We start from the raw sequence: 25,990 nt of genomic DNA on the forward strand, positions 1-25,990 counted from the left end.
CTCTTAATGGCTTCACATGCTGGTGCTTTTCCGCCGCCCACGCCGTGGCAACGGCTGATGCGGATGCTCGATACCGAGCGCAATACGATTCGCCACATCATTTGGTACGCCGTGGTGGCGGGCGTCGTCAGTCTGTCGCTGCCGCTGGGCACGCAGGCCGTTTTCAACCTGGTTTCGACGGGGGCCGTGTTCGGCTCGACCTACCTGCTCATTGCCGTGGTGGTGGGCGGGGTGCTGCTGGCCAGCGTGCTGCTTATCGGGCAGCTCACCATGGTGGAGGCCATTGAGCAGCGCCTGTTTGCCAAGGCGGCCATTGAGTTTGCCTACCGCCTGCCGCGCATCAAGCCCGAAGCCCTGGAAGGCCAGAACCCGCAGGAGCTGGTGAACCGTTTTTTCGACGTGCTCACGGTGCAGAAGGGCCTCACCAAGCTGCTGATTGACCTGATGTTTGCGGGCATGCAAATCCTGTTTGGGGTGCTGGTGCTGGCATTCTATCATCCCATTTTTATTGCCCTGGGTTTGTTCACCATCATTGCCCTCCTCCTCATTTATGCCCTGAACTACCGGGGCGCGCTGCGCACCAGCATTGCCGAATCGGCCTACAAATACGAGCTGGTGGATTGGCTGGAGCAAGTGGCCGGCCGCCTGCCCGAAGTGCGCGCCAGCCACGCCCAGCAAGACGAGGCCCTGACCCGGGCCGACGAGCTGACCGCCAGCTACCTGCACGCCCGCAATGCCCACTTTCATGTGCTGAAGACGTACTACGGCTACGCCACGGCCCTGCGCACGGTACTCACGGCGGGGCTGCTGGTGGCGGGCACGCTGTTCGTGGTATCGCGCCAGATGACGCTGGGCCAGTTTGTGGCCGCCGAGGTCCTCATCGTCCAAATCAGCGGCTCGATTGAGAAGCTGATGACGGGCGTGGGCACCATTTTCGATATTCTGACGGGGGTGGAAAAAATGGCGGCCGTCACCGACCTGCCCCTCGACCTTCAACACGCTCCTATCGGTCATGCTTAATCTTTCAAACCAGCACGTACCCGAAGAAGTTTGGGAAAAGGTGCCTCGGCAGTCGCGCCCCGAGCTGCTGCGTACCAATGGCAGCCGCCGGCTGAGCCGCATCCTGCTGGTGGTAGGCATCCTGTTTCTGATTGCGCTGTTTCTGCCCTGGCGGCAGACGATTTACGGCGCGGGCTCGCTCACGGCCCTCACCCCGCAGGACCGCCCCCAGAACGTGCAGAACCAGATTGCCGGCCGCATCGAGCACTGGAACGTGCGCGAGGGCCAGCTGGTGCGCAAGGGCGATACGCTGCTCACCATCTCCGAAATAAAGGATGAATACTTCGACCCCAACCTGCCCGAGCGCCTGAGCGAGCAGCTGGCCGCCAAGCGCGGCAACGTGGCCGCCAACACCGCCAAAATTAATGCCACCAACCAGCAGCTGGCCGCGCTGCGCACCACCCTGGAAGTGCAGCTATCATCGGCTCGCAACCGTGTGGAGCAGGCTGAAAATACCCTGGCCAGCGACCGCGCCGACCTTGTGGCCGTGCAGAATTTCTACCAGACCAGCCAGGCCCGCCTGGTTCGCTACGAGGACGGCTACAAAAACGGTCTGTTCTCGCTCACTGACATTGAAACCCGCCGCCTGAAGCTGCAGGAAGACCTAGCCAAGGTGACGGCCCAGCGCAACAAGCTGGCCAGCAGCCAGCAAAGCCTGGCCAACGCCAGCATCGAACTATCGAACCTGCGCGCCAAATACGGCCAGGACCTGGCCAAAACGATGTCGGACCGTAGCTCGGCCGTGTCGAGCCAGGCCAGCTCGGAGGGCGAAGTGGCCGCGCTACGCAACAAAATCGGCAACGTGATGGTCCGGCGCGGCCTATACGTGGTGCGGGCGCCCCAGACGGGCTACATCGTGCGGGCCCTGAAGGCCGGCATCGGCGAGACTATCAAGGAGGGCGAATCCATTGCCACGCTGCAGCCCGACTCGCCGCTGCTGGCGGCTGAGATGTACGTGCGGGCCATGGATGTGCCGCTCATTCAGCATGGACGGCAGGTGCGGCTGCAATTTGATGGCTGGCCGGCCATTCAGTTTTCGGGCTGGCCCTCGGCGGCCGTGGGCACGTTCGGTGGCCTCGTATCGGTGATTGACGTGGTGAGCAGCGGCGGCGGCAAGTACCGCCTGCTGGTGCGCCCCGCCCAGCCCCAGGCCGGCGACAAGCGTTGGCCGCGTCAGCTGCGCCTGGGTTCGGGCGTGCAGGGCTGGGTCATTCTTGATTCGGTGCCCGTATGGTACGAAATCTGGCGGCAGCTCAACGGCTTCCCCCCTACGCTGGACACCGAGCCCGACGTGACGCCGGTGAAAGGCGGGAAGTAACCTCACTCCTTACCCCCAGAGCCGTTAGGTTCTCATGTTAGCCCCCTCTCCACGGGAGCGGGGGCTAGGGGCCGTGCCCGGTAGGGGTGAGGTGAACCGGTCGCGCAATACGAATTCTATAAATCAAGATGTTATCATTCATATCCAACAGGCTTTCCCAACCCCAACGCAGTAGCCGCTGGCTGCTTTGGCTGCTGCTGGCCGCCTGCACTACCCCGGCCTTCGCCCAAACCCCTGCCCTGCCCGAACGCCGCGCGGGGCTGGAAAAAGCACCCCTGCAAACCACGCAGCTGAGCATTGCTGCGCCCGGCGATACGGCGCGGGTATTCTCGCTGCAAAACCTGGCCGACCTGGTATTTGCCAACCATCCCATCGTGAAGCAGGCGGCCCTGCTCAGCGACGAGGCCCGCAGTCAGGTGCTGCAGGCCCGGGGCGGCTTCGACCCCAAGCTGGGGGCCGATTTCTACCGCAAGCAGTTTGGCGGCACCGACTACTACAACAACTGGGGCAACGAGCTGAAAATCCCGCTCTGGCCCGGCGGCATCGATCTGAAAGCCAGCTACGACCGTTACGTGGGCACCTACGTAAATCCCGAAAGCCGCACTTCCGGCCAAGGCTTGGCTGGTATCGGCCTATCGGTACCTATCGGGGCGGGGCTGCTGATTGACGCCCGCCGCAGCACCCTGCGCCAGGCCCGCGTGCTGCAAGGCGCTGCCGAAGCCGAACGCGTGAAGCAGATAAACGAAGTGTGGCTGCAGGCCGCCAAAGACTACTGGAACTGGTACTACACCTTCCGGCAGGCCGCCCTTATTGAGGAAGGCGTGGCACTAGCCGACCGGCGCTTCCAGGGTACCGTCCGCCGCGCCCAGATTGGCGACCAGGCCCCCATCGACTCGGTAGAGGCCCAGATTACTGTGCAGGACCGCCAGGTGCAGGCCGAGCAGCTGCGCGTAGACCTGCAAAACGCCCGCCTCATCCTCTCCAACCACCTCTGGACGCCCGCCGGCCAGCCCGCCGAGCTGCCCGCCTACGCTATTCCCCAGGTACCATCGCTCGACAGTGTGAGCCGCGCCGAGCTGGCCCGCCTCGCCGATTTTGCCGCCGCCCAGCACCCCACGCTGCGCAAGCTCGAAGCCAAAATCAGCCAGCTGGGCATTGAGGAGCGGTACCGCCGCGAAATGCTGAAGCCCAAGCTCAACGTGAGCGGCGTGCTGCTGAGCCAGGGTAATTTTTACCAGTCGGAAGTGCCCGCCGCCTACAATTTCGGCCGCGACAACTATAAGGTGGGCGTCGATTTTGCCTTTCCGCTGTTCCTACGCGCCGAGCGCGGCAAGCTGCAATACACCCGTATTCAGTTGAAGGAAGTCGCCCTGGAGCGCCAGCAGAGCCAGCGCACCATCGTCACGCAGGTCAACACTGTGTTCAATACCCTACGGGCCTACGAGCGCCAGCTGGCCCTGCAAGCCCAAACCATTGCCAACCAGCGCCTTTTGTTGCAAGCCGAGCTGCAGAAGTTTGAGCTGGGCGAAAGCACCATCTTCCTCATCAACGCCCGCGAAACCAAGCTTATCGACCTGCGCATTAAGCAGGAAAGCCTGCGGGCCAGCTACGAGAAGTCGCGGGCCGAGCTGTACTACTACGCCGGTATGCAGTCGCTGGCGGCGGCACGGTAGGCAGGCGGCGGGCACGCCATCCAGAATCGAATTTATTGGTTTTACAGTTTTTGTTGGGAATAGGCAATCAGCCTGTCAGGATACCAGAAGGGTGCCGACAGGCTTTTCAGGCATTGGGTATCAGGTAGTAAAGGCTGGTAAGTGAGCCTGATAAGCAGGATGAGGAAACTTTGGTCGTATTATTGAAGTATACGCTTCGCTAACCTAATTGTTAGCTTAATAATTGCATTAATTCAACAATAAACTAATTTGTAAACGTATGAAATACCGCGGTCTCCTGCCGTTTGCCTGCGCTGCCCTGCTGGGCCTTGCCGGTTGCTCAAAAACTTCCGAAAATGCTGATACCGCCAAGCTGGAAGTGCGGCTGACGGATGCTCCGGGCGACTTCCAGAGCGTGGTGCTCGACGTGCGCCAGGTGGAAGTGCACCTCAAGGATGAGGGCGACCCGGACGGCTGGAAAACCCTCGGCTTCAGCCCGCAGGCCATCAACGTGCTCGACTACGTGAACGGCCGCTCGGCCCTGCTGGTGAGCGACGATTTCGCCCCCGGCGACCTCAAGGAAATTCGGCTCATCCTGGGGCCCAACAGCTACGTGGTGGGCCGCGACGGCCAGCAATACGACCTGAAAACGCCCAGCGGCCAGACCTCGGGCGTGAAGCTAAAACTGGAAAAAGCTACCCTCAAAACCCGCGAAACCTTCCAGCTGCTGCTCGATTTCGACGTGGCCAAATCCGTGGTGGAGCGCGGTGGCTGGAAGCCCGGCAACGACAAAAAAGAGCGGTACCTGCTCAAGCCCGTTATTCGGGTAATTGCCCAGGACCTGCGCGGGGGCATCAGCGGCACGGTGACGGCGGCGGCCCGTCCCCAGATTCTGGCCATCCGCAGCACCATCCTCGGGCCCGACACGGTGAGCACTTCGGCCGATATTTCGGGCGCGTATCAGATTGGCGGCTTGCCGGCGGGTACCTACCGCGTCGAATATTTCCCCAGCACCACGGCCCTCACGGGCCAGCCGGCCTACCGCAACGTGGTGCGCACCGGCATAACGGTGGTGAACGACCAGGTAACGCTGCTGGGCACTACCAGCCTTAACTAGACCACGGATTAGCGCGGATTTTAGCTGATTTCACGGATTTTGTAGTTGCTTTAACCAAAATAGGCTGCCCCATGGGGCAGCCTATTTTGGTTCCTGGAAATAGCGTTGTTCAGACTATGCCGGCTGCGCTGCCGGCTTGGTGCCGAAAGTAGCATCCTGCTGTTTTGCGGCCACAATCTCCTGCACTAACTCCTCCGGCGTGGCCGTGATGGACAGTTTTAGGGCGTAGGCTGGGCGCTCCAGTGTGGCCAGCTGCGAGTCGAGCATTTCGGGGTGCATGTAGTGGCCTTTGCGGCCGCCCATGCGTTCGAGTAGCAATTCGCGCGGGCCGTCCAGAAACACCCAGTGGATGGGGCTGCTCACGCCGCCTTGCAAGGTGGTGCGGTAGCTTTCCTTCAGGGCCGAGCACGCCAGAATGGCGCCGCCGGTGGCTTCCCACTGGCCCAGGTTGGTGGCCAGAGTGGCCAGCCAGCCGCGCCGGTCGTCATCAGTGAGCGGAATGTTGTGGCTCATCTTATCGATGTTGGCGGCCGGGTGGATGTCGTCGGCATCGTAGAATGGCAGCCCGAACGGCGGGGCCAGCTCCTGGCCCACCGTAGTTTTGCCGCAACCCGAAACGCCCATGATGATGCAGACCATACCCAGAGATTAAGGTGAAAAAAGGAAAGCCTGCGGCTTACAGCTGCGGCTTACAGCTGCGGCTGCACCTGCCCGCTCATCTCGCGGCAGTAGGTGATGAAGTCGGAATTGACGGGTTCCAGGCCGCCTTCGCGCATTTTGGTGGCCACTTGGCCGCGGTGATAGGTGGCGTGCGTCACGGCGTGGGTCAGGATGTCGCTCACCTGCGAGTCGAAGGCGTCGCCCTGCGAGTTGGTGTACTGAATGTGGCGGGTCAGCTCGGCCTCGTCGGTGGTTTCGCACAGCTGCGCGAAGCGGGCCGACGTTTGCTCGTGCCAGTGGTGCAGGCCGGCCAGGTCGTGCTCCTGCCATACTTTCAGGGGGCTTGGGGTGCCGGAGAGGCGGGCAATCCAGATGGCTTGGGCATTGATAAGGTGGCTGAAGATGCGCAGGGCCGGCTGGGGAGCTTGCTGGCCGGCGGCCACCGACGAGTCGAGGCGGCGCAATAGCGTTTCGTTGGCCCAGACGTTGAAAGCGCCGAGCTTGGCAATCGTGTTAATCATAATGAGTTAAGAGTTAAAAGTTAGGAGTTAAGAGTTGAGGTCACGACTTGTCCAACCGACAACTCTCAACTCCTAACTCCTAACCCTACCGTGGGTCCTGCCAGACCACTTTTTCGTTGGATTTGTTTTTTTCGAAATCGGGGCATTTCCCGTCGCCCTTGCCGGTGATGCCGCCATCGGGCTGGCAGATGAGCTTGCCTTTCGTATCGAAGACCTGCGAGTACTGGTCGCAGCACGGGGCCGACTGGTAGTACACGGTTTTGCCCTCGTACTGGTAGCGCATAATGCGGGTGATGGGGTTGCGCTTGCGCTCGGCCAGTACGGCGGCAATGCGCGCCTTCAGCCACTGCGGGCGGGCGGTGGTGTCCGATTCGGGCACGTAGCGGCTCACGGGGTCCACGGTGTTGGCACTGGTGGGGGCGGGCGTGTCGGTGCCCGATACGCTGCCGCTGGCCGGCGGCGTGGTGGGCGTGGTCACGCTCACCTGTTGGTGGGCGCAAGCCGACGTGAGAAGCAAAGCGGCAGCAAAAGAGAGCAAGCGCATAGGATTTAAGAAAGAAGCGTGGCTGGCCCCCAGGCGGGGGCTGCTATGGGTACGCCCGGCGCGGCCAATAGTTGAGCGAAGGCCCGTAATCAGGCATTAAAAAAAGTGCGGCCCGAACACCAGCGCCCCTACCACCAGGGCCCCCAGCGCGGCCAGCAGCACCGCGCCGGCGGCTACGTCCTTGGCCTTGCCAGCCAGCGGGTGGTAGGCGGGCGAGACCAAATCGGTGAGGGCTTCGATGGCGGTGTTCACCAGCTCGGCGGCCCACACGCTGGCCACCGAAATGGCCACCAGCGCCCATTCCAGGCGGGTGATGCGGCAATAAAACCCCAGCCCGATAACCACCACGGTAGCCAGCGCGTGAAAGCGCAGATGCACTTCGGAGCGCAACGCCGTCCATACGCCGCGCCCAGCGTGGCCGAAGCTGGCCACGCGCCGCCGCCACAGCCCTTCCGGGGGGCGCAGCCGGTCTGGGGCCTGTGAGTTAAGCTCAGCCACGGCCGTCAAAATCGTTGAAAACAGTCTTGCGCAGGCCAGACCACTCCGGCCGGATGATGCTGAAAATGACCGTGTCGCGCCGCACGCCGCCCTGCGTGAGGCGGTGGCTGCGCAAGGTGCCCTCCTCCGTAGCGCCCATGCGAGCCATGGCCGTGCGCGATTTATTGTTGCGCGAGTCCGTTTCCAGCTCCACCCGCTCGCAGCCCAGCGTATCGAACGCGTAGCAGAGCAGTAGGTGCTTGCAGGCCCGGTTCAGGCCCGAGCGCTGGAACCTGGTGCCCACCCAGGTGTAGCCGATACTGAGGCGCTGGTCGCCCTCCACCACGCTGTAGTAGCTGGTGCTGCCGGCCAGCTCGCCGGTTTCGCGGTCGATGATGGCGAAGGGGTAGCGCAGGCCTTGCTCGCGGGCTTCCACGGCCTGGCGCAGGTAAGCGGCCAGGCTCACGGCATCGTCGCCCCGCGTGAGGGTGTATTTCCAGATGTCGGCATCAAAAGCCACGGCCTTGAGGGCTTCAAAATCGGTGAGCTCAAGCGGGCGCAGCCGGACGCGGTTATTTTCGAGTACTACTTGAGCAGAGAAATCCATGGGAGTGCAAAGATGACGGGTTAAAAAGAAAAGCCACCCTCCCCGTCATGCAGAGCGCAGCGAAGCATCTTTACTGCAATAGTAAAAATGATTACTGCTGCGGTAAAGATGCTTCGCTGCGCTCTGCATGACGGGGGTGGTTGGCGGGCTACTTGATTTCGCCCACCATTTCCTCGGGCTTCATCCACTCATCAAACTCGGCGCCGGTCACGTAGCCGAGCTTGATGGCGGTTTCCTTCAGCGTCGAGCCGTTTTTGTGGGCCGTTTGGGCAATTTCGGCGGCCTTATAGTAGCCGATGTGTGGGTTGAGGGCCGTCACGAGCATCAGCGACGAATCGACGTGCTTCTTGATGTTGGGCAGGATGGCAGTGATGCCCACGGCGCACTTGTCGGTGAAGCTCACGCACACGTCGCCAATCAGGCGGGCCGAGTGCAGGAAGTTGTAAATCATCATCGGCTTGAACACGTTCAGCTCGAAATGACCCATTGAGCCGCCCACGGTGATGGCCACGTCGTTGCCCATTACCTGGGCGGCTACCATGGTCATGGCCTCGCACTGGGTGGGGTTCACCTTGCCGGGCATGATGCTGGAGCCGGGCTCGTTGTCCGGGATGTCGATTTCGCCGATGCCGGCGCGGGGGCCGGAGCTGAGCATGCGAATGTCGTTGGCGATTTTCATCAGGCTCACGGCCACGGTTTTGAGGGCGCCGTGGGCTTCCACGATGGCGTCGTGGGCGGCCAGGGCCTCAAACTTGTTTTCGGCTGTGACGAAAGGCAGGCCCGTGAGGTCGGCAATGTGCCTGGCCACGTTCTCGGAGTAGCCCTTGGGCGTGTTGATGCCCGTGCCCACGGCGGTGCCGCCCAGAGCCAGCTCGCTCAAATGCGCCAGCGTGTTCTTGATGGCCCGTAGGCCGTGGTCGAGCTGCGAAACGTAGCCCGAAAACTCCTGGCCCAGCGTGAGCGGCGTGGCATCCATGAAGTGGGTGCGGCCGATTTTGACGATGTGCATGAACTCCTTCGACTTGGCTTTCAGCGCGTCGCGCAGCTTCTCGATGCCCGGAATGGTTAGCTCGGTCAGGATTTTATAGGCCGCGATGTGCATGGCCGTCGGGAACGTGTCGTTCGAGCTCTGGCTCTTGTTCACGTCGTCGTTGGGGGCCAGGGCCTTTTTTTCGTCGGTGAGCTGGCCGCCCTGCAGCACATGGCCACGGTAGGCAATCACCTCATTCACATTCATGTTGCTCTGGGTGCCCGAACCGGTTTGCCACACCACCAGCGGGAACGAGTCGGCGAGCTGGCCGGCCAGGATTTCGTCGGCCACTTTGCCAATCAGCTCGGCTTTCTCGGCCGAGAGGATGCCGGCGTCGCGGTTGGTGAGGGCGGCAGCTTTCTTGAGGTAGGCGAAGGCGGCGATAATTTCCTTGGGCATCCGGTTGATGTCCTGCGCAATGGGGAAATTTTCGATGCTGCGCTGGGTTTGGGCGCCCCAGTAGGCGGTAGCAGGTACCTGAACGGTGCCCATGGTATCCTTTTCGGTGCGGAAAGCCATTTTTTCTTAATGTGAAAATGGGGGAATGTGAAGAAGTGCAGAATTCGGTGTCAACAGCTTGCAAAAGTACACCACGTTGGAAACCCACCGCTTACTGCGCCCCGAATGGCTGAAAAGCTGTTGCCAGCGTACACTCACCGGGAAAACGGCAGAGCATTCTCCCCTTTTCATATCTTCACATTTTCATATTAAGAAAGAATGTCCTCCATCAAACAAGTTATTGAAATCCTGGCCTCGTCCGAAAAGAGCTTCGAAGATGCCCTCCAGCGCGCCGTACAAACCCTGAGCAGCTCGGTGCCCAACATCACCTCCATTTACGTGAAGGACCAGAGCTGCAAGGTGCGCGACAACCGCATTGTGGAATACCGCATCACGGCCAAAGTGAGCTTCGGCACGCCCGTGGAGGAGTTCGACATGACGGACATTGAGCGCACCTTCGATGAAATGCCCCAGCCGGCCGGCAACGGCGCGCCCGACTACAGCCACCTCGACCTGCCCACCCAGCCCGACCTGCCCACTCCCACCGAGCCCGAAAACGGCAGCGCCACCGAGCCCGAAAGTGGCGGCGGCTACAGCGGCTAGGTCGGTATTTCGCTCAAGTTTAGAAAGGCCGCCCTGGGGTGGCCTTTTTTGCGTTCGGTCGGGTGCGGCGCAAACCGCTGGCGGGCCCTACCTTGTGCCGGCCTACGAGACGCCGAGATGCGGCGCCCAAATTCATTCTTCCCGATTGATAATATGCTGCAACGCTACACCCTTCTGCTGGCCGCCGGGTTGCTGGCCACGGCCGCCCACGCCCAAACTGCCCCGCTCGAAACCAAGCCGCTGCTGGGTTTCGAGCCCACCCACGTCGCCACTGAGTACCAGCTCGAAAAGCAGTTTGATGCCCAGCTCAAGGCCGATAATCTGCGCGAATGGATGAAGCGCATGGCTGCCCACCCCCATCACGTGGGTTCGCCCTACGACAAGGACAACGCCGATTTTATGGCCGGCCTGTTCCGCAGCTGGGGCTACGAAACCCGCATCGACGTGTCGTACGTGCTGTTTCCCACGCCCAAGCTGCGGGTGCTGGAACTGGTGGCCCCCACTCGCTACGTGGCTGGCCTGACAGAAAAACCCGTGGCCGAAGATGCCACCTCGGGCCAGACGGCCGAGCAGCTGCCTACCTACAATGCCTTCTCGAGAGACGGCGACGTGACCGCCGAGCTGGTGTTCGTGAACTACGGTGTGCCGAAGGATTACGAGGAGCTGGAGCGCCGCGGTATCGACGTGAAGGGCAAAATCGTGATTGCCAAGTACGGCGGCTCGTGGCGCGGCATCAAGCCAAAAGTGGCGGCCGAAAAGGGTGCCATCGGCTGCCTGATTTACTCCGACCCGAAGGATGACGGCTACGGGCAGGGCGACGTGTACCCCAAAGGCCCTTTCAAGCCCGAAACCGGGGCCCAGCGCGGCTCGGTGCTCGACATGCCCACCTACCCCGGCGACCCGCTCACGCCCGGCTACGGCTCGACCAAAAACGCCAAGCGCCTCGACTACAAAACGGCCCCCACAATCACACAAATTCCGTGTTTGCCGATTTCCTACGGCGATGCGCAGCCCTTGCTGGCCGCCCTGGCCGGGCCCATGGCTCCGGCCGACTGGCGCGGGGCGCTGCCCATTCCGTACCACCTCGGGCCTGGCCCGGCCAAAGTGCATTTGCAGCTGGCTTTCAATTGGAAAACGGAGCCGGTTTACAACGTCATCGCCACGCTGAAAGGCAGCACCTTGCCCGATGAGTGGATAATGCGCGGCAACCACCACGACGCCTGGGTGAACGGAGCCAACGACCCGCTCAGCGGCATGGTGGCCGAGCTGGAAGAGGCGCGTGCCCTGGGCGAGCTGGTGAAAACCGGCTGGCGCCCCAAGCGCACCATTATGTTCTGCGCCTGGGACGGCGAAGAGCCCGGCCTGCTGGGCTCGACGGAATGGGCCGAAACCAACGCCAAGGCCATTCAGGCGCACGTAGTGGCTTACCTGAACACCGACAACAGCGACCGGGGCTTCCTGGGCGTGGCGGGTTCGCACACGCTGGAAAAGTTTTTCAACCAGGTGGGCCGCGATGTGCCCGACCCGGAAAAGGCCGGTCTGTCCATCATCGAGCGCCGCCGGGCCTATGATTTGGTGGAAGGCAGCCCCGACGTCCAGAAGGATGCCCGCGACCGGCCCGACCTGCGCATTGGGGCGCTGGGCGCGGGGTCCGATTATTCGCCCTACATCCAGCATCTGGGTATTCCGTCGATGAACGTGGGCTTTGGCGGCGAAGGCCAGGGCGGCGAATACCACACTATTTTCGATTCGTTCGACGACTTCACCCGCTTCAAAGACCCCACGTTTGCCTACGGCGTGGCCCTGGCCCAAACCATGGGCCGCTGCGTGCTGCGCCTGGCTGATGCCGACGTGCTGCCCTTCGAGTTCCAGAACTTCTCGAACACCGTGGCCAAATACGGCACCGAGGTGAAGCAACTGGCCGAAACCATGCGCACCGAAACCGACAAGCAAACCAAGCTGCTGGCCGAAAAACGCTACGAAGCCGTGGCTGACCCCACTAAAACCCTGCTGCCGCCCACGGCCAAAGACGCGGTGCCCTACCTCAACTTCGCCCCTCTCGACAACGCGCTGGTGAAGCTGGAGCAAAGCGCCCAGGCCTACGCCCAGGCCCGCAAAGCCAATCCCGCCCTGCCCGCCGCCCGTCAGAAAGAGCTCGACCAGCTCCTCTACCAAGCCGAGCAGCAGCTGATGAGCGCCGAGGGCCTCCCCCGCCGCCCCTGGTATCGCCACCAGATTTACGCCCCAGGCTTTTACACGGGCTACGGCGTGAAAACCCTGCCCGGCATCCGCGAGGCCGTGGAGGAGCGCAAATGGGCCGAAGCCGACGAGCAGATAAAGCGCACCGCCGCGGCCATAGAGCGGTTTTCGACGCAGGTGAGCCGGGCAACGGCGGTGGCCAGCCCTGGCCCGGCCCAGTAGTCAAAGACTTTACTTGGCCGTCCTGCTTCGACAAGCTCAGCAGGACGGTTCTGACCTGATTGTTCTTTCAAAATACCCAATCTCCCTGTCCAATGAAGCTTTTTACCCTCCCCTGTCTGGCCGCTCTGGCGCTCGCCGCCGCTCTTGCTACGAGCTGCAGCCAGCCTAATGCCAGTGCTGAAACCGGTACTTCTACCGCCTCGGCCACCCTGGCCAGCTACTTCGACAACCCCGAAACCGGCGTGCAGGACGGCAACGTGCGGATGATTCCCATAACGACGCCCAAGGGCAAGTTCAACGTCTGGACCAAGCAGTATGGCAACAACCCCAAAATCAAGGTGTTGCTGCTGAACGGTGGGCCGGGGGCTACGCACGAGTATTTCGAGTGCTTCGAAAACTTCCTGCCGAAGGAAGGCATCGAATTCATTTATTACGACCAACTGGGCTGCGGCAATTCCGATAATCCCAAGGATACGTCCATGTGGAGCCTGCCGCGCTACGTGGAGGAAGTGGAGCAGGTGCGCCAGGCCCTGAAGCTCGACAAGACCAATTTCTACCTGTTGGGCCACTCCTGGGGCGGCATTCTGGCCGCCGAATACGCCTTCAAGTACCAGCAAAACATGAAAGGCCTCATCATTTCGAATATGATGATGAGCATCCCGGACTACGGGAAATACGCCGATAACGTGCTGGCCAAGCAGATGAAACCGGAAGTGCTGGCCGAAATCCGCAAGCTTGAAGCCAAAAAGGACTTCGAAAACCCCCGCTACATGGAGCTGCTGCTGCCCAACTTTTACGTTGAGCACATTTGCCGCATTCCGCTTGACCAGTGGCCCGAGCCGGTGAACCGCTCGTTCAGCAAAATGAACCGGTCGCTTTACGTTACCATGCAGGGGCCCAGCGAGTTCGGTGTGTCCGGTAAGCTCCTGAACTGGAACCGTGTTCCCGACCTGCCCAAGCTCACGGTGCCGGTCCTCAGCATCGGCGGCAAATACGACACCATGGACCCCGAACACATGCGCATGATTGCCAGCAAGGTGCAAAAGGGTAACTCCCTCATCTGCCCCCAAGGCAGCCACATGAGCATGTACGACGACCAGCAAACCTATTTCACCGGCCTCATCAAGTTCCTGAAAGCGGCGGATGCCGGCACCGTGCAGCCCGCCGCCGCCCTGTAGCCAGTTGCTCCGGTCCGACTGCCCCAGGCGGTCGGACCGGAGCAAATGCTGTGCAACAACCTTAAAAAGTGATTGTTAGCTCCATGGGCAGGTCGGCGCGGCGGCCGGCGGCAATGCCCGGCTGCCAGGTCGGGCCCTCGCGCGCCATGCGCAGGGCCTCGTTGTCATAGTTTGTTCGCAGGCCGCCGACCACTTTCAGGTTGCTGATTTTGCCATCGGCCCTCACCATGAACCGGAGGCGCACCGTGCCATTGAGGGGGCGCTCGCCCTCCCCGGGTTCAAACGCGGCGGCCTCGCGGTGCAGGTAGCTGCGCAGGGCCGGCGTGCCGCCCACCGGCGCGGGCTGGAAGGTTGGAGTGGCCGGCATGGGCGTATTAATCACGCTTGCGCCAGCGGTATTGCCCGTCAATTGATTGGCGGCAATGGTCTTGGATTTGGCAGCGAGTGTCCGGCTGGCCCGCGCTGCTTTGGCATTGGCCAGCGTATCGGCCGAGGTCGTTTTAGTCAGCATCGCGGCGGTTTCTGCCGTGGAATTGACGGTGGCTTGGGCTGCTGGCGCGGCAACCTGCGCGACAGCCGCATGGAAACCCTGGCCGACAAAGGCAACGGTAACTATGCCTACCTCGATAACCTCGATGAGGCTGGCCGGGTGCTGGTGGCGCAGTTTGGCGGCACGCTCTTCACCGTGGCGAAGGATGTGAAGCTGCAAATCGAATTCAACCCCGCCCGCGTGGCCAGCTACCGTCTCGTGGGCTACGAAAACCGCTTGCTGGCCGCCGAAGATTTCAACAACGACCGCAAGGATGCCGGCGAGCTGGGCGCGGGCCACACCGTCACGGCCCTCTACGAAATAGTGCCTGCGGGCAGTGCTCAGCCGCTGATTGACGACCTGAAATACCAGCCCGCCCAGCCCACCACCGCCACCATGCAGCGGTTCCTCACCAACGACGTACTGACCGTGAAGCTGCGCCACAAAGAGCCGCAGGGCAGCGCCAGTAAACTCCTGGCCCAGCCGCTGGCCGGCACCGCGCTGGCCATCGAAAAAGCCTCGCCCGACTTCCGCTTTGCCGCCGCCGTGGTCCAGTTCGGCATGCTGCTGCGCCAGAGCGAGCAGCGCGGCACCGCCACCTAGGCCGCCACCGGAGCAGCTGGCCGACGGAGCCCGGGGCCAGGACACCGATGGCTATCGCGCCGAGTTCGTACGCCTCGTGCGCCTGGCCCAGGGCCTGAGCGGCAGTGGCACGGTGGGCGTGCGGTAGCGGAACAGCAGAGAAGAGCGTCATGCTGAGCGCAGCCGAAGCATCTCGCGTGTGGTAGTAATCCAATCGTTAAAAAAAGGATTAGTGGTGGCACGCGAGATGCTTCGGCTGCGCTCAGCATGACGGTCGACAAACCAAAAAGGCCCTTCCGATGCAGCAGAAGGGCCTTTTCAATAACATATCTCGGATACTGACGACTAAATCGGCAACGAAGAATCGAGGAATAAAATGGCCGGTAATCGGCTTGAATAATTAGAAGGAGTAGTTAAGGCCGACTTTGGCCACGCGGTTGTAGGCGCTGAAGCGGTTGTTGGCATCGAGCGAGGTGAGGCCGTAGTCGTAGCCAGCGCTCAGGCCGAAGCCGTTTTCGAACTGGTAGCCCAGGCCGGCCACGGCGGCAAAATCAACCTTGCGCAGCTGGTTCGACACGTCGAAATCCTGCTTGTAGGCCGAGAAGCCGAGCACGCTGGCATCTACCCGGGCCTTACCGCTAACGAGAAACGAGGCCTGCGGGCCGGCGTAGAGGTATAAGCCCGGCGTGATGAACACCTTGGCCAGCACCGGCACGTCGATGTAGGCGAGGCGAGCCGTGCCGGTCACGTTGGCGTTCAGGAAATCGAGGGCCGGGAAGGGCAGCGTGCCTCTGAGCACCGCGCCTTTTTCGGCGTAAGTAATTCCGGGCTCGATGGCAAAGCCGGGGCCGATGGGCAGCGTGGCGTATAAGCCGGCGTAGAAGCCGGGGCGCAGCTGCTTGCTGATGGACCCGTCGGGGGCGTAGCCGGCCAGGGTGGTGAAGCTCTGCACGGCATCGCCCTGCAAATCAGCCATGTTCAGGCCGGCCCGGAAGCCGAAGCGCACGCCGGAAGTAGTGGAATTAGAAGTCGAATACGTGGGCTGCTTGGCGTAGCTGGGAGTGCGGCGCGTGGTGGGCGAGCCCATGGGGCGGGGCGAGGGTACCGCCTTGGGGTTGCCGTAGGCATCGCGGGCCCCCTGGGCCGAAGCGGTAGAACAGGTGGCCGAAATCAATAGGCAAGCTGCGGCCAGGCCGCCCGAAAGGCGTGAAATTTTCATAACCAGCATTGGTTGAAACGAGTGAAAGAAACCGGCCGCTCGGGGCCGGACTACCGGCCCGGCTATTGGGCCGATGCAGGGATGCATTGCAAAACCGTGCCAAACCGTTTCGCAGAAGCTCTCCGTTCGCGTCCCGGTTTTCTGGGCAGCAGACCAAAGCCGCCAAATCTCGGATTAACGGCCGCACGAAATCGACCAATGTCCGGCGGTTCAAAAAGCAAAAAACCGAACCGCTCAAAAGCAGCTCGGCTTAGCAGCGGGAAAGCGCGAAAAGCCAGCAGCCCCCGGCGTTTCGGGGCTGGCTCCCGCCGGCCCGAGCGTGCTGACTCGGTTGTACCCTTCCGCCACGGGCGGGGCAAGCCCCGCCGCTACCGGGGCTGCTCCCGGTTCAGCAGGCGCAGCAGCACGCCATTGGTCCACCCGAAGCCGTCCTGCAGCGGGTACTCGCCGCCGCCGGCGGGGCGGTTCACGTTCTGCACGTCGTATTTCTCCAGCAGCTTGCCGGTTTGGTTATACACGCGGCTGTTGAGGCGCACCCAGCGGTGGGCCACGGTGTCGGCCAGGGCCTTATGGTCGTAGCGCGTCAGGCCTTCGATGGCCAGGTATTGCAGCGGAGCCCAGGCATTGGGGGCGTCCCACTGCTGCCTGGTGGCCGATAGCGTGGTCACGAGGCCGCCGGGCTTGAGGAAGTTGGTTTGCAGGCCGGCCGCTACGCGCCGGGCCTGCTCTGGCGTGGCTAGTCCATACGCCAGCGGGAACGTGCCCGCCAGGCTGCGCACCTGCGAGCGCTGCTTCAGGCGCCAGTTGTAGTCCTGAAACCAGCCGGCTTTGGGGTCCCAGCTCAGGGCCAGCAGGGCCATTTTGCGCTGGGCAGCCTTGGTATCGTACAGGCGGGCCTGGGCGGGCTGGCCGGCCACGCGGGCCGCCTCGGCCAGCACCGTTTCGAGATTATAGAGCAGGCAGTTCAAATCGACTGGTATCAAATCGGTGGTCTGAATGCTTTCCAGCCCGCCCCCCGGCTTGAACCAGCGGCTGCTGAAATCCCAGCCCGAGGCTGCGCCCGCCCGCATGTGGTGGTAGAACTGGGCGGCCGGCTGCTTGCTCTTTTTTGCGGCGGCCACGTCCTCGGCGTACGATTCTTCGCGGGGCTGGTCGCTCTCGTCCCAGTAGCGGTTCAGCAGGCTGCCGTTGGGCAGGCGCACCACGCGGTGGGCGGCGGTGCCGGGCTTCAGGGTTTCGGCCCCCAGCATCCAGTAGCGGTACTCGGCCTCGAGGGCGGGGCGGTAGCGCAACAGCTGGCCGTTGCCCAGGTCCTGGGCCAGCAGCTGCACAATGTTGGCGAAGAAGGGCGGCTGCGAGCGGGTGAGGTAATACGTGCGGTTGCCGTTGGGAATAAAGCCGAATCGGCCGATGAGGTAGGCAAAATTATCGGTGATGTCTTTCATCAGCTGGGTTTTGCCGGCCTCGGCCAGCCCCAGCATGGTGAAGTAGGAATCCCAGTAGTACACCTCCCGGAAGCGTCCGCCCGGCACCAGGTAGGGCTTGGGCAGCGGCACCAGCGAGCGGAATTCCGCCAGCGAATCGGTCGCGTCGGCGGCCGGGGCGGCGGGGCGGGCCAGCACTGTCCACAGCGTGTCGAGGTGGTGACGCAGGCCGGCTTTCAGGTCGCTCTGGAAAGGCACTGAGCCATCGGTTGGCAGTGTGAAATGGGCTTCCACAAAGGCTTTAAGGTTGAAGCCCGGCTGGGTTTTCTCGCGCCGCCAGGCCGCCAGAATGGTGGCCGGCCGCTGCTTCGGGGCAGCATCCACAAAGGTCTTGTTGTCGGGGAAAACGCGGCCCAGCTGCACCGCCTCAAACAGGCCCGGAAACAGCTGCCGGGGCGAAAGCGGCACGCCCGCTGGCTTCGGTACTACCGGTGTGGCGGCGGCCGCTTTGGGGGCCATCGGCGCAGCCGTTTCGGTCTGGGACCAGCCGCGTTGGGTAGCCAGTAGCCCTACCAGCGAGCAGAATACGGTTTTCAGCATAAGTAGGGAGCTAGTGGTTCGGGGCTGCGCGGCAGTGCACAAGGAGCAGGCTCGGGGTGGTTTACGGCTGAGAGCGGTCTTTGGCTTCGTAGCGCCTGCCGCCGCGCTGTGTTGCGTCCCGCCACCGCAATAAGTAACTAAAGTTGCGGAGCAGCCGCGTAGCGGTGGCAGGTTCGTAGCCAACCAGCTAAAGGAACGTCAAAGCCACGTAGAGCGGTAACAGACAGCCGGGTTATTTCTGCCACCGCCATGCGGCTTTCTCGATGTGCTGCCTGAGATTGCTCCAACCTTTGGCCGCTACCCGGCTACTGCGCAACTTGGGTTGGCTGTGTCATTATGGTTTGCTGATTGTCATTGATTGATAGTGGATAACCTGTAAAACTAAGTTTATAGTTTGAAAACTAAAATATTAGTTGTACGTTTGCATTACCCTGACTCAACCTTCCAACATGGACCCCTCTGCTTTCCCCGAACTCACCCGCGCCGAAGAACAAGTGATGCAGGTGCTCTGGCGCCTCGGCCCCTCCTTTGTGAAGGACGTGCTGGCCGAGCTGCCCGCGCCCCAGCCCGCCTACAACACGGTTTCCACCATCATCCGCATCCTCGAAACCAAGGGTTTCGTGGACCACGAAGCCTTCGGCCGCACACACCGCTACTTCGTGCTGGTGGCCCAGGACGACTACCGCCGCTTCTCGCTGCGCAAGCTGTTGGGCGGCCACTTCGGCAACTCGTTCAGCCGCCTCGTTTCGTTTTTCGCCAAGGAAGAAAACCTCGATGCCGCCCAGCTCGACGAGCTGCTGCGCCACGCCGCCCACCCCCAAACCCCCGAAGACCATGACCCAGCTCAGCCTGCTTAACTGGATGCTGCTCAGCACCGCGCTGCTCGGCGCGTGGTGGGCTTGCTACCGCCTGGCCCTGCGCCCGGAGCGCAGCTTCGCCTACAACCGGGCCTTTCTGGCGCTGGGGCCGCTGCTGGCCGCTGGCCTGCCGCTGTTGCCGCTGGCCTGGCCAGCTGGCTGGTGGGGCACCGGCCCGGCGGGTCTGGCCGGTGTGGCGGCCGTGCTGCTGCCGACGGTAGAAGTGAGCGCGCCCGGTGCGGCCGTCGTGGCAACCGGCCCCAATTGGACGTTCTGGTTACTAATGATTTACCTAGCCGGCGCAGTTCTGATGCTGGCCCGCCTGGCCTACGGGCTGGCGGGGCTGTGGCACACGGCCCGCCGTCTGCCCCGCACCGCTCACCCCGGCTACACGCTGGCAGAAACCCACGGCCGGCTGCCCACCAGCTCCTTCGGCCGAATCGTGTTCTGGGATGAAACCCTGGCCCTGAGCCCGGCCGAAGCCCGTCAGGTGCTGCGCCACGAGTTGGCCCACGTTCGGCAAGGCCACACCTACGACCGGCTGCTGCTGGAGCTGCTACGCGCCGCGCTGTGGTTCAACCCCTTCGTGCACTTCTGCGGACGGGCGCTGGCCCTCACCCACGAGTACCTGGCCGATGAAGCGGCCCTGCACGATGAATTCTCGCCTACGCCTTCCCTGTCCACTTCCTACTCCCAACTGCTGGCCCGGCAAGTGGCCAGCCGCCTCGGTTTCTCGGTTCCGCTTGCGCACTCCTTCTCCCATTCCCAAACACTCAGTCGCATTGCCATGATTCAGAAAACCAATCCCATCCGCCGTTGGAAACAGTGGCTTGCCCTGCCGCTGGCAGGCGTGTTATTCGTTGCCATAGCCTGCGAGAAAGCCGCGCCGCCCGCCGCACCAGCCGAAAAACTGGAGTTAGTAAAAATTGACGGCCAGAACCGGCTTGTTCTTCACAAAGGCTCCGAAACAACACTATTGCCGCCCCCGCCGGCCCCTCCGGTTGTATATGATATGGTTGACCAGATGCCGGAGCTGCCGGGGGGAGGCGGGCCGGCGGCTATCGTGACCAATATCCAGCAGCACCTGGTTTACCCCAAAGTGCCTGCGGCCGAACAGCACATGGGCCGCGTGTTTGCTTCCTTCATCGTGACGGATAAGGGCGAGGTACAAGCGGCTAAGGTCATAAAAGGGCTCAGTCCCGCCTACGATGAAGCCGTGATAGCCGCCATTCGGCAGTTGCCGAAGTTTGTGCCCGGGATGAAAGATGGCAAAGCGGTAAACGTTTCGTTTACTGTGCCTTTGCTATTTGTCGGGACCATAGACGTCTCCACTCCTCCCAGCGGCGAACAGGGCAAAATTATTAGCCACTAAACCTGGCAAAACCGAGAGAAACCGCTCGAAATGCTCCGGTCTGCGCCGGGGCCTTTCTGCGTTGATGGCTCCGCAGAAGCCCGGCCGCAGCTCCTCAAGTAACTTTAGGGCCGGAAGCAGCGGTCAGAGCTGCTTTTTAATTGCCCGCTGCCCGGTTGCGCCTGCCTTGTCGGTGGTGGCCTGTCCACTGGCAACCTGCACCTGACTACCAACCATGTCCCGATTATCTGTTGCCCTGCAGGCCCTGCGCAGCCTGGCCCGCACCCCCTCACTGCTCAACCACGTCATTGCCGGTGATGTGGCCGAGTGGCAGCGCCGGGCGCTGGCCCATGCCGGCCGCCAGCTCACGGCCAAAGGCCTGCCGATGGTATCACTGGCCCATTTTCTGAGTCCGGCCGATACCACGGTGCGCCCGTTTGCCTTCCGAGAGGGCGGCTCGCTGCCCACGGATTTGCTGCTGTTGCGCGCCCTGGCCCGCCGCGTGCCCGGCTGCCGCTACCTCGAAATTGGCACCTGGCGTGGCGAGAGCGCCGCCAACGTAGCCGAAGTAGCCGCCGAAGTCTTCACCCTGAACCTGTCGGATGAAGAAATTCGCGCCCTGGGCCTGCCCGAGCGATACATCGAGCTGCATGGCTTCTTCTCGAAGCCACTGCCCAACGTGCGCCACCTGCACGGCAACTCGGCCACCTACGACTTTGCTGCGCTGGGCGGGCCGTTTGATATGATTTTCATCGACGGCGACCACCGCTATGAGGCCGTGCGGACCGATACCCGACGCGTGTTTGAGTACCTGGTGGGCCCGAATACTATAGTTGTATGGCACGATGCCAGCCGCCAGCCGGGCGAGCCGCGCTGGGAGGTGTTGGCCGGCCTGCTCGATGGGCTGCCCGCGGCCGCCACTGGCCAGCTGGTGCAGGTAGAAAACACGCTGTGCGCCCTTTACTCGCCCACGTTGCTGCCCGCGCAGGTGCCCGACCCGCTCGCCGACCCCACGGCGTGGTTTGAGGTAACCATCCAGCCGGTTACGCGCCAGCCTGCCCGGTAAGGTGTAGTTTTGGTGAATCTCAAGGCATCGACGGGCCGAGCGACACGGAAACCCTTACCTTTGAGCTATATCTATTGTTCGTATTGTCCTCCATTGTCAGTGTTTCTAAAAGCCACCCCTAGCGCGTTTGTCGCTTCGCTGGGCCTCTTTGCGGCCCTCGCCCTGCCCGCTTGTTCCACCCGCCCCGCCGAGGGTGAAAAAAGCACGGCCGGCACCGCTACCGCCGGTGGCGACACGGCCGCCCAGCCGGCGCCCATCGATACCATCAAGATTCAGGCGATGGCCATGCGCCGCGATTCGCTGAAGGCCGACAGTATTGCCAAGAAAAACGGGCAGCTGCCGGGCGCCATCCTGCCGGGCCACCGCATTGTGGCGTTTTATGGTAACATCCGCTCGAAGGGCATGGGTATTCTGGGCCGCGAGCCCAAGGACCAGATGTTCCGCAAATTTGCGGGCGTGATAAAGGAGTGGCAGGCCGCCGACCCCAGCATCCCGGTGCAGCCGGCTTTGCACAACGTAACCATCACAGCCCAGGGCACCGCCGGCAAAGACGGCAAATGGCGCCTGATGAACTCCAAATCCACGATTGAGGAAGTGATTTCCTGGGCCAAGGAGCACAACTGCATTCTGTTTCTGGACGTGCAGCCCGGCCACAGCACCCTGCAGGCCGAGCTGCCCAAGCTGGAGCAGTACCTCAAAGACCCCATTGTGCACCTGGGCATCGACCCCGAGTTTTCGCTGGCCACCATGCCCGGCGTGCGCCCCAACCAGCGCATCGGCACCCTCGATGCCAAGGACGTGAACTTCACCATCAACTTCCTGGCTCGCATTGTGAGCGAAAACCACCTGCCACCCAAGGTGCTGACGGTGCACCGCTTCACCCGCAAAATGCTGAGCAACTACAAAAACATCAAGCTCGACCCCCGCGTGCAGGTGGTAATGCACATGGACGGCCACGGCGACCCGACCCTGAAAAAGGACTCCTACGATGCCTACATCAAGGCCGAGCCCGTGCAGTACACCGGCTTCAAGCTGTTCTACGAGTACGACGCCCGCCCCAAGCCCCACCACATCATGACGCCCAGCGAGGTGATTGCCCTCACACCTTCGCCGCTGTACATTCAGTATCAGTAGGTGGTGAAGTGTGAAATGGTGAGGTGGTGGGTTTGACATTAAAGCACCCTGCGTAACATTTTAATGAGTAGCAAAGAAGCCCCTGACAGCTAACTGTCAGGGGCTTCTTTGCTTGAAAAAACAGTGGCAGATAGACGAGTGAATATCAAACTCACCACCTCGCCATTTCACACCTCACCGCTAGTGCGCGGCGTTCAGGTCGATGGCGGCACCGGACTTGTTGCGCTTGACGAGCAGCACCAGCGGCACGCAGGCGATGAAGAACAGCCCCAGGCCCGTGAATACCTGTCCGTAGGTGATAATGGCAACCTGCTTCATCAGAATACCTTCGAGGGCGGCGTAGGCCTGTTGCCGGGCCTGCTCCAGCGGGAAGCCGCGCGCCAAGAAGTTCTGCGTGAACGCCTGGATGCGCTGAACCGTGGCCTCGTTGTAGAGCGAGATGTTGGGTAGCAGCGCCACCCGGTTCTGGGCAATGTTGCGTTCCAGGTAGGTGCCCACGATGGCCACGCCAAACGAACCGCCGAGTTGGCGAATCATGCCGGTGAGGCCGGCGGCCTGGCCCGCGTCCTTGCCCTGCAAGCCGGCCAGGCTCATGGTGGTGATGGGCAGGAAAATGAGGCCCAGGCCCACGCCGCGCAAGATGAGGGGCCAGAAGAAGTCGCTCTCGCCGGCTGTGGGCGTGAGGCGGGCGGCAATCCAGAACGTGAAGAGGAAGAAGATGGTGAAGCCAATCGGAATCATCAGTTTCTGGGGCACGCCCTTCACCAGCATCCTTCCGATGATGGGCATCATGAAGCCCGAGGCCAGGGCACCAGGCAGCAACAGGTAGCCCGTTTGGGCCGCCGTGAAGCCCAGAATGCGCTGCGTGAAGATGGGAAACACAAACACCGAGGCAAATAGGCCGAAGCCCAGCACGAACGACAGAAAAGCACCCACCGCCAGGTTGCGGCTCTTGGTGAGCACGCGCAGGTCCACGATGGGGGCCTTGGCCGTGAGCTCGCGCCAGATAAAGCCCACGATGCCGATAACCGACAGCCCGGTAAACAGCACGATGGTGGAGTCGTCGAACCAGTCGTTGGTTTCGCCCTGCTCCAGCACAAACTGCAGCGAGCCCACGCCCAGAATCAGCAGGCCGATACCGGACCAGTCAATTTCGCGTAGGGGCCGGGGAATGGCGTTTTTGATGCGCTCCGGGTCCCTAATGAACAACCAAGTGAAGATGGCGGCCATGATGCCCACCGGCACGTTCACGTAGAAAATCCAGGGCCAGTCGTAGTTATCCACGATGTAGCCGCCCAGCGTGGGCCCGATGGTGGGGCCGATAATTACGCCCATGCCAAACAAGGCCTGCCCCAGAGGCAGTTGCTTGGGCGGAAAAGTATCAATCAGAATAGCCTGTGACGTGGCCATGAGGGCGCCGCCGCCCACACCCTGAATGAAGCGGAAGGCCACCAGCTCCCACAGGTTGGTACTCTGCCCGCAGGCCATGGAGGCCAGCGTAAACAGAATCACCGAAAAGAAGAAGTAGTTTTTGCGCCCGAACTGCTCGGCCAGGAAGCCGGTCATCGGAATCACAATCACGTTAGCGATGCCGTAGGAGGCCACCACCCAGCTCACTTCCTGCTGCGTGGCCGAGAGGTTGCCCATCATCTGGGTCAGGGCCACGTTCACAATGCTGGTATCGATGAGCTCGAGCAGCACGCAAAGCACCACCGTCACCACGATAATCCATTTTCTAAAACCGGTCTCCATATGGTGAAATAGTGAGGTGTGAAATGGTGAGTTGATAGGCGTTATTTGCGCTTTAGCAACTCACTGGTTCACTGTTATTATGGAAGAAGAATTGTTTGTTCCCCGCTTGTCACTGGAGTTGTTTAGAAAGTCACAAAAGGTACTCAAACGGTCATGCAGCGCGCAGCGAAGCATGACCGTTCGGGGATTTTCTAAACAGCTTCATTTAATGAAGCGGTGCGGATGCGCACCAAAGAGGCATCGCTGCGAATAATTCGGGTATTTCAGCAGCTGCCACGCACGGGCGAAGCTGCTGTATTAGGGAAGCAGCTATTGCGTTCTGCTACTTCAGTAGCTGCCAATTTCCGGGCCGCCTGCCGGGGCCGTTCTACGGCCGAGTGGTATGCGAAGCGCTGTATCTGTGTAGAGGAAGCCGATGAAACCCTTTTTTGGCTCGAACTCCTCGGCGATTCGGGTATAGTCGCCAAAATTCGGTTAACCAGTATTGAGCAGGAATACTTGGAGATTGTATCCATTCTAGCCAGCGCCCGCAAAAAAGCCCAACGGTGAGTTTCGGTGAGGTGTGAGATGGTGAGGTGTGCGTTTGATGTTTTAACTGTGCCAATTGCGCCATTTGCGCAAGCGAAACATCAAACGCACACCTCACCATCTCACACCTCACCGAAACCTACTTCACCGTTACCACCGCGTTCACGCTCATGCCGGCGCGCAGGGGGTGCTGGGCATCCTCCTTGTCGAGCACGATTTTTACGGGTACGCGCTGGGTTACTTTCACGAAGTTGCCGCTGGCGTTGTCGGGGGGCAGCAGGGCGAAGCGGGCGCCGGTAGCGGCCGAAAGGCTCTCGATGTGGCCCTGGAACTCCTCATGCGGGTAGGCATCCACTTCCAGCTTCACGGGCTGGCCCACTTTCATGTCTTCCAGCTGGGTTTCCTTGAAGTTGGCCACCACCCAGGTACGGGCGCTGCCCACGATGCCGAACAGCTGCTGGCCGGGCCCTACTACCTGGCCGGGCTGCACGTTCTTCTTGCTGATGATGCCATCCTGCGGAGCCACGATGGTCGTGTAGCTCAGCTGCAGCCTGGCGTTGTCGAGGTCGGCCTGGCGCTGCTTCACCACGGCCTGGGCCACGGCAATCTGCTGCGCGGCCACGGCTACCTGCTGGCGGGCCACGCTCACCTGGTCGGTGGCGGTGGCGCGCTGGGCGGCCGTGGCCTTCAGGTTGGCCTGCACCGCATCGTACTCACTCTGCGGAATGATGTCCTGCTTGCGCAGCAAGTCGCTGCGCTTGAGGTCTTTCTGGAGGCGCTCCTGGTTGGCTTGGCTCACGCCAATGCCGGTTTGGGCGGTGCGCACGTTGGCGTTGGCGGTGCCTACGCCAGCGCGGGCGGCCGTTACCTGGGCCTGGGCGGCAAAGAGGGCAGCCTCGGCGGCGTTCACGCGCTGCTGGTAGTCGGCCTGGTCGAGGGTCACGAGGACCTGGCCCTTTTTTACGGGCTGGTTGTCGTCCACTTTCACTTCCAGCACCGGGCCGCCCACGCGGGGCAGCACCGGGTACACGTCGCCTTCTACCTGGGCATCGTCGGTGCTTTCGTGGGCTTTGGCAAACTGGTAGCGCGTGAAGCCATAGTAGCCGCCCGCCAGCAGCACCAGGGTCATTATGATGAGCAAAAGCGGATTGCGCTTTTTGGGCTCTTCTACATGCTCGCTTTCGCTGGTAGCATTAGGGTAGGGAGCCGGAGCGTTTTGAACGGAAGTTTCGGTCTGGGCCATCTTAATAGAATTAAGAATGA

24 protein-coding genes are annotated in these 25,990 nt (G+C 61.9%); 13 read left to right on the forward strand and 11 right to left on the reverse strand.

Features of this window, described 5'->3' with window-relative positions; genetic code table 11:
- The first annotated feature begins 6 nt into the window (after window positions 1–6).
- The 4 genes from KQ661_RS03075 to KQ661_RS03090 all read left to right on the forward strand — a co-directional run bounded on the left by KQ661_RS03075 (window position 7) and on the right by KQ661_RS03090 (window position 5,146).
- Window positions 7–1,020: an ABC transporter transmembrane domain-containing protein gene (locus KQ661_RS03075; RefSeq protein ID WP_226915700.1), complete on the forward strand. Its 1,014-nt coding sequence runs from the start codon at window positions 7–9 to the stop codon at window positions 1,018–1,020.
- Window positions 1,013–2,377, forward strand: coding sequence for an HlyD family secretion protein (locus tag KQ661_RS03080; RefSeq protein WP_216685625.1), 1,365 nt, complete (start codon window positions 1,013–1,015; stop codon window positions 2,375–2,377). The genes KQ661_RS03075 and KQ661_RS03080 overlap by 8 nt, the downstream gene beginning before the upstream one ends.
- A 128-nt stretch (window positions 2,378–2,505) precedes the next feature.
- Window positions 2,506–4,050: a TolC family protein gene (locus KQ661_RS03085; RefSeq protein WP_216679303.1), complete on the forward strand. Its 1,545-nt coding sequence runs from the start codon at window positions 2,506–2,508 to the stop codon at window positions 4,048–4,050.
- A gap of 259 nt (window positions 4,051–4,309) precedes the next feature.
- Complete coding sequence (locus KQ661_RS03090; protein WP_216685626.1) at window positions 4,310–5,146, forward strand: DUF4382 domain-containing protein; 837 nt, start codon at window positions 4,310–4,312, stop codon at window positions 5,144–5,146.
- A gap of 114 nt (window positions 5,147–5,260) precedes the next feature.
- Here the strand turns inward: KQ661_RS03090 and KQ661_RS03095 are convergent, their stop codons facing one another.
- The 6 genes from KQ661_RS03095 to fumC all read right to left on the reverse strand — a co-directional run bounded on the left by KQ661_RS03095 (window position 5,261) and on the right by fumC (window position 9,504).
- Window positions 5,261–5,785, reverse strand: a complete 525-nt coding sequence (locus tag KQ661_RS03095) for a gluconokinase (RefSeq protein ID WP_216685627.1) — start codon at window positions 5,783–5,785, stop codon at window positions 5,261–5,263.
- Window positions 5,786–5,835: 50 nt separating this feature from the next.
- Window positions 5,836–6,327: a DinB family protein gene (locus KQ661_RS03100; RefSeq protein WP_216679306.1), complete on the reverse strand. Its 492-nt coding sequence runs from the start codon at window positions 6,325–6,327 to the stop codon at window positions 5,836–5,838.
- An 85-nt stretch (window positions 6,328–6,412) separates the two neighbouring features.
- On the reverse strand, window positions 6,413–6,871 hold the full coding sequence (locus KQ661_RS03105) for a DUF6970 domain-containing protein (RefSeq protein ID WP_216679307.1): 459 nt from the start codon (window positions 6,869–6,871) through the stop codon (window positions 6,413–6,415).
- A 96-nt stretch (window positions 6,872–6,967) separates the two neighbouring features.
- Window positions 6,968–7,369, reverse strand: coding sequence for a diacylglycerol kinase family protein (locus KQ661_RS03110; RefSeq protein WP_226915701.1), 402 nt, complete (start codon window positions 7,367–7,369; stop codon window positions 6,968–6,970).
- Window positions 7,362–7,955 (reverse strand): GNAT family N-acetyltransferase, encoded by a 594-nt coding sequence (locus tag KQ661_RS03115; protein ID WP_216679308.1) that lies wholly within the window; start codon window positions 7,953–7,955, stop codon window positions 7,362–7,364. The genes KQ661_RS03110 and KQ661_RS03115 overlap by 8 nt, the downstream gene beginning before the upstream one ends.
- A 148-nt stretch (window positions 7,956–8,103) precedes the next feature.
- Window positions 8,104–9,504, reverse strand: a complete 1,401-nt coding sequence (gene fumC / locus KQ661_RS03120; protein WP_216679309.1) for a class II fumarate hydratase — start codon at window positions 9,502–9,504, stop codon at window positions 8,104–8,106.
- 198 nt (window positions 9,505–9,702) lie between these two features.
- On the opposite strand from fumC, the gene KQ661_RS03125 reads away from it, so the two are divergent.
- From KQ661_RS03125 to KQ661_RS03135, 3 genes are all read left to right on the forward strand, one after another.
- Window positions 9,703–10,086 carry a dodecin family protein gene (locus KQ661_RS03125; RefSeq protein WP_216679310.1) on the forward strand — a complete coding sequence of 128 codons (384 nt, stop codon included), beginning with the start codon at window positions 9,703–9,705 and terminating at the stop codon, window positions 10,084–10,086.
- A 153-nt stretch (window positions 10,087–10,239) separates the two neighbouring features.
- Window positions 10,240–12,507 carry a transferrin receptor-like dimerization domain-containing protein gene (locus KQ661_RS03130; protein WP_216679311.1) on the forward strand — a complete coding sequence of 756 codons (2,268 nt, stop codon included), beginning with the start codon at window positions 10,240–10,242 and terminating at the stop codon, window positions 12,505–12,507.
- 92 nt (window positions 12,508–12,599) lie between these two features.
- Window positions 12,600–13,685: a proline iminopeptidase-family hydrolase gene (locus KQ661_RS03135; RefSeq protein ID WP_216685628.1), complete on the forward strand. Its 1,086-nt coding sequence runs from the start codon at window positions 12,600–12,602 to the stop codon at window positions 13,683–13,685.
- A gap of 61 nt (window positions 13,686–13,746) precedes the next feature.
- Here the strand turns inward: KQ661_RS03135 and KQ661_RS03140 are convergent, their stop codons facing one another.
- Complete coding sequence (locus KQ661_RS03140; protein WP_216679313.1) at window positions 13,747–14,196, reverse strand: TonB family protein; 450 nt, start codon at window positions 14,194–14,196, stop codon at window positions 13,747–13,749.
- 33 nt (window positions 14,197–14,229) lie between these two features.
- Between KQ661_RS03140 and KQ661_RS03145 the strand changes: the two genes are divergently transcribed.
- Window positions 14,230–14,817, forward strand: coding sequence for a YfbK domain-containing protein (locus KQ661_RS03145; RefSeq protein ID WP_216679314.1), 588 nt, complete (start codon window positions 14,230–14,232; stop codon window positions 14,815–14,817).
- A 379-nt stretch (window positions 14,818–15,196) separates the two neighbouring features.
- Here KQ661_RS03145 and KQ661_RS03150 read toward each other — a convergent pair whose 3' ends face one another.
- Complete coding sequence (locus KQ661_RS03150) at window positions 15,197–16,015, reverse strand: porin family protein (protein WP_226915702.1); 819 nt, start codon at window positions 16,013–16,015, stop codon at window positions 15,197–15,199.
- 368 nt (window positions 16,016–16,383) lie between these two features.
- Window positions 16,384–18,039 (reverse strand): alpha,alpha-trehalase TreF, encoded by a 1,656-nt coding sequence (gene treF / locus KQ661_RS03155; RefSeq protein WP_235726913.1) that lies wholly within the window; start codon window positions 18,037–18,039, stop codon window positions 16,384–16,386.
- Between the two features lie 449 nt (window positions 18,040–18,488).
- On the opposite strand from treF, the gene KQ661_RS03160 reads away from it, so the two are divergent.
- From KQ661_RS03160 to KQ661_RS03175, 4 genes are all read left to right on the forward strand, one after another.
- Entirely contained in the window at window positions 18,489–18,896 is a 408-nt protein-coding gene (locus tag KQ661_RS03160; RefSeq protein WP_216685629.1) for a BlaI/MecI/CopY family transcriptional regulator, read from the forward strand.
- Window positions 18,874–20,268, forward strand: coding sequence for a M56 family metallopeptidase (locus tag KQ661_RS03165; RefSeq protein WP_216685630.1), 1,395 nt, complete (start codon window positions 18,874–18,876; stop codon window positions 20,266–20,268). The genes KQ661_RS03160 and KQ661_RS03165 overlap by 23 nt, the downstream gene beginning before the upstream one ends.
- Window positions 20,269–20,482: 214 nt before the next feature.
- Window positions 20,483–21,313 (forward strand): class I SAM-dependent methyltransferase, encoded by an 831-nt coding sequence (locus KQ661_RS03170; RefSeq protein WP_216685631.1) that lies wholly within the window; start codon window positions 20,483–20,485, stop codon window positions 21,311–21,313.
- Between the two features lie 99 nt (window positions 21,314–21,412).
- Window positions 21,413–22,447, forward strand: a complete 1,035-nt coding sequence (locus KQ661_RS03175) for a hypothetical protein (protein WP_226915879.1) — start codon at window positions 21,413–21,415, stop codon at window positions 22,445–22,447.
- Between the two features lie 180 nt (window positions 22,448–22,627).
- On the opposite strand, the gene KQ661_RS03180 is transcribed toward KQ661_RS03175, so the two are convergent.
- Complete coding sequence (locus KQ661_RS03180; protein WP_216685632.1) at window positions 22,628–24,199, reverse strand: DHA2 family efflux MFS transporter permease subunit; 1,572 nt, start codon at window positions 24,197–24,199, stop codon at window positions 22,628–22,630.
- A 222-nt stretch (window positions 24,200–24,421) separates the two neighbouring features.
- Here KQ661_RS03180 and KQ661_RS03185 point away from each other — a divergent pair, with 222 nt between their 5' ends.
- Window positions 24,422–24,748: a four helix bundle protein gene (locus tag KQ661_RS03185; protein ID WP_216679321.1), complete on the forward strand. Its 327-nt coding sequence runs from the start codon at window positions 24,422–24,424 to the stop codon at window positions 24,746–24,748.
- 118 nt (window positions 24,749–24,866) lie between these two features.
- Here KQ661_RS03185 and KQ661_RS03190 read toward each other — a convergent pair whose 3' ends face one another.
- Window positions 24,867–25,970, reverse strand: a complete 1,104-nt coding sequence (locus KQ661_RS03190) for an HlyD family secretion protein (RefSeq protein ID WP_216685633.1) — start codon at window positions 25,968–25,970, stop codon at window positions 24,867–24,869.
- Window positions 25,971–25,990 lie beyond the last annotated feature (20 nt).

Source organism: Hymenobacter siberiensis (genome assembly GCF_018967845.1).
In the GTDB taxonomy this organism is placed as follows: Bacteria; Bacteroidota; Bacteroidia; order Cytophagales; family Hymenobacteraceae; genus Hymenobacter; species Hymenobacter siberiensis.

Bases quoted from the DNA above. Each gene is read 5' to 3' on its own strand.
- KQ661_RS03075 (WP_226915700.1), top strand. From the start codon at position 7: ATGGCTTCACATGCTGGTGCTTTTCCGCCGCCCACGCCGTGGCAACGG.
- KQ661_RS03080 (WP_216685625.1), top strand. From the start codon at position 1,013: ATGCTTAATCTTTCAAACCAGCACGTACCCGAAGAAGTTTGGGAAAAG.
- KQ661_RS03085 (WP_216679303.1), top strand. From the start codon at position 2,506: ATGTTATCATTCATATCCAACAGGCTTTCCCAACCCCAACGCAGTAGC.
- KQ661_RS03090 (WP_216685626.1), top strand. From the start codon at position 4,310: ATGAAATACCGCGGTCTCCTGCCGTTTGCCTGCGCTGCCCTGCTGGGC.
- KQ661_RS03095 (WP_216685627.1), bottom strand. From the start codon at position 5,785: ATGGTCTGCATCATCATGGGCGTTTCGGGTTGCGGCAAAACTACGGTG.
- KQ661_RS03100 (WP_216679306.1), bottom strand. From the start codon at position 6,327: ATGATTAACACGATTGCCAAGCTCGGCGCTTTCAACGTCTGGGCCAAC.
- KQ661_RS03105 (WP_216679307.1), bottom strand. From the start codon at position 6,871: ATGCGCTTGCTCTCTTTTGCTGCCGCTTTGCTTCTCACGTCGGCTTGC.
- KQ661_RS03115 (WP_216679308.1), bottom strand. From the start codon at position 7,955: ATGGATTTCTCTGCTCAAGTAGTACTCGAAAATAACCGCGTCCGGCTG.
- fumC (WP_216679309.1), bottom strand. From the start codon at position 9,504: ATGGCTTTCCGCACCGAAAAGGATACCATGGGCACCGTTCAGGTACCT.
- KQ661_RS03125 (WP_216679310.1), top strand. From the start codon at position 9,703: ATGTCCTCCATCAAACAAGTTATTGAAATCCTGGCCTCGTCCGAAAAG.
- KQ661_RS03130 (WP_216679311.1), top strand. From the start codon at position 10,240: ATGCTGCAACGCTACACCCTTCTGCTGGCCGCCGGGTTGCTGGCCACG.
- KQ661_RS03135 (WP_216685628.1), top strand. From the start codon at position 12,600: ATGAAGCTTTTTACCCTCCCCTGTCTGGCCGCTCTGGCGCTCGCCGCC.
- KQ661_RS03140 (WP_216679313.1), bottom strand. From the start codon at position 14,196: ATGCTGACTAAAACGACCTCGGCCGATACGCTGGCCAATGCCAAAGCA.
- KQ661_RS03150 (WP_226915702.1), bottom strand. From the start codon at position 16,015: ATGAAAATTTCACGCCTTTCGGGCGGCCTGGCCGCAGCTTGCCTATTG.
- treF (WP_235726913.1), bottom strand. From the start codon at position 18,039: ATGCTGAAAACCGTATTCTGCTCGCTGGTAGGGCTACTGGCTACCCAA.
- KQ661_RS03160 (WP_216685629.1), top strand. From the start codon at position 18,489: ATGGACCCCTCTGCTTTCCCCGAACTCACCCGCGCCGAAGAACAAGTG.
- KQ661_RS03165 (WP_216685630.1), top strand. From the start codon at position 18,874: ATGACCCAGCTCAGCCTGCTTAACTGGATGCTGCTCAGCACCGCGCTG.
- KQ661_RS03170 (WP_216685631.1), top strand. From the start codon at position 20,483: ATGTCCCGATTATCTGTTGCCCTGCAGGCCCTGCGCAGCCTGGCCCGC.
- KQ661_RS03180 (WP_216685632.1), bottom strand. From the start codon at position 24,199: ATGGAGACCGGTTTTAGAAAATGGATTATCGTGGTGACGGTGGTGCTT.
- KQ661_RS03185 (WP_216679321.1), top strand. From the start codon at position 24,422: ATGCGCACCAAAGAGGCATCGCTGCGAATAATTCGGGTATTTCAGCAG.
- KQ661_RS03190 (WP_216685633.1), bottom strand. From the start codon at position 25,970: ATGGCCCAGACCGAAACTTCCGTTCAAAACGCTCCGGCTCCCTACCCT.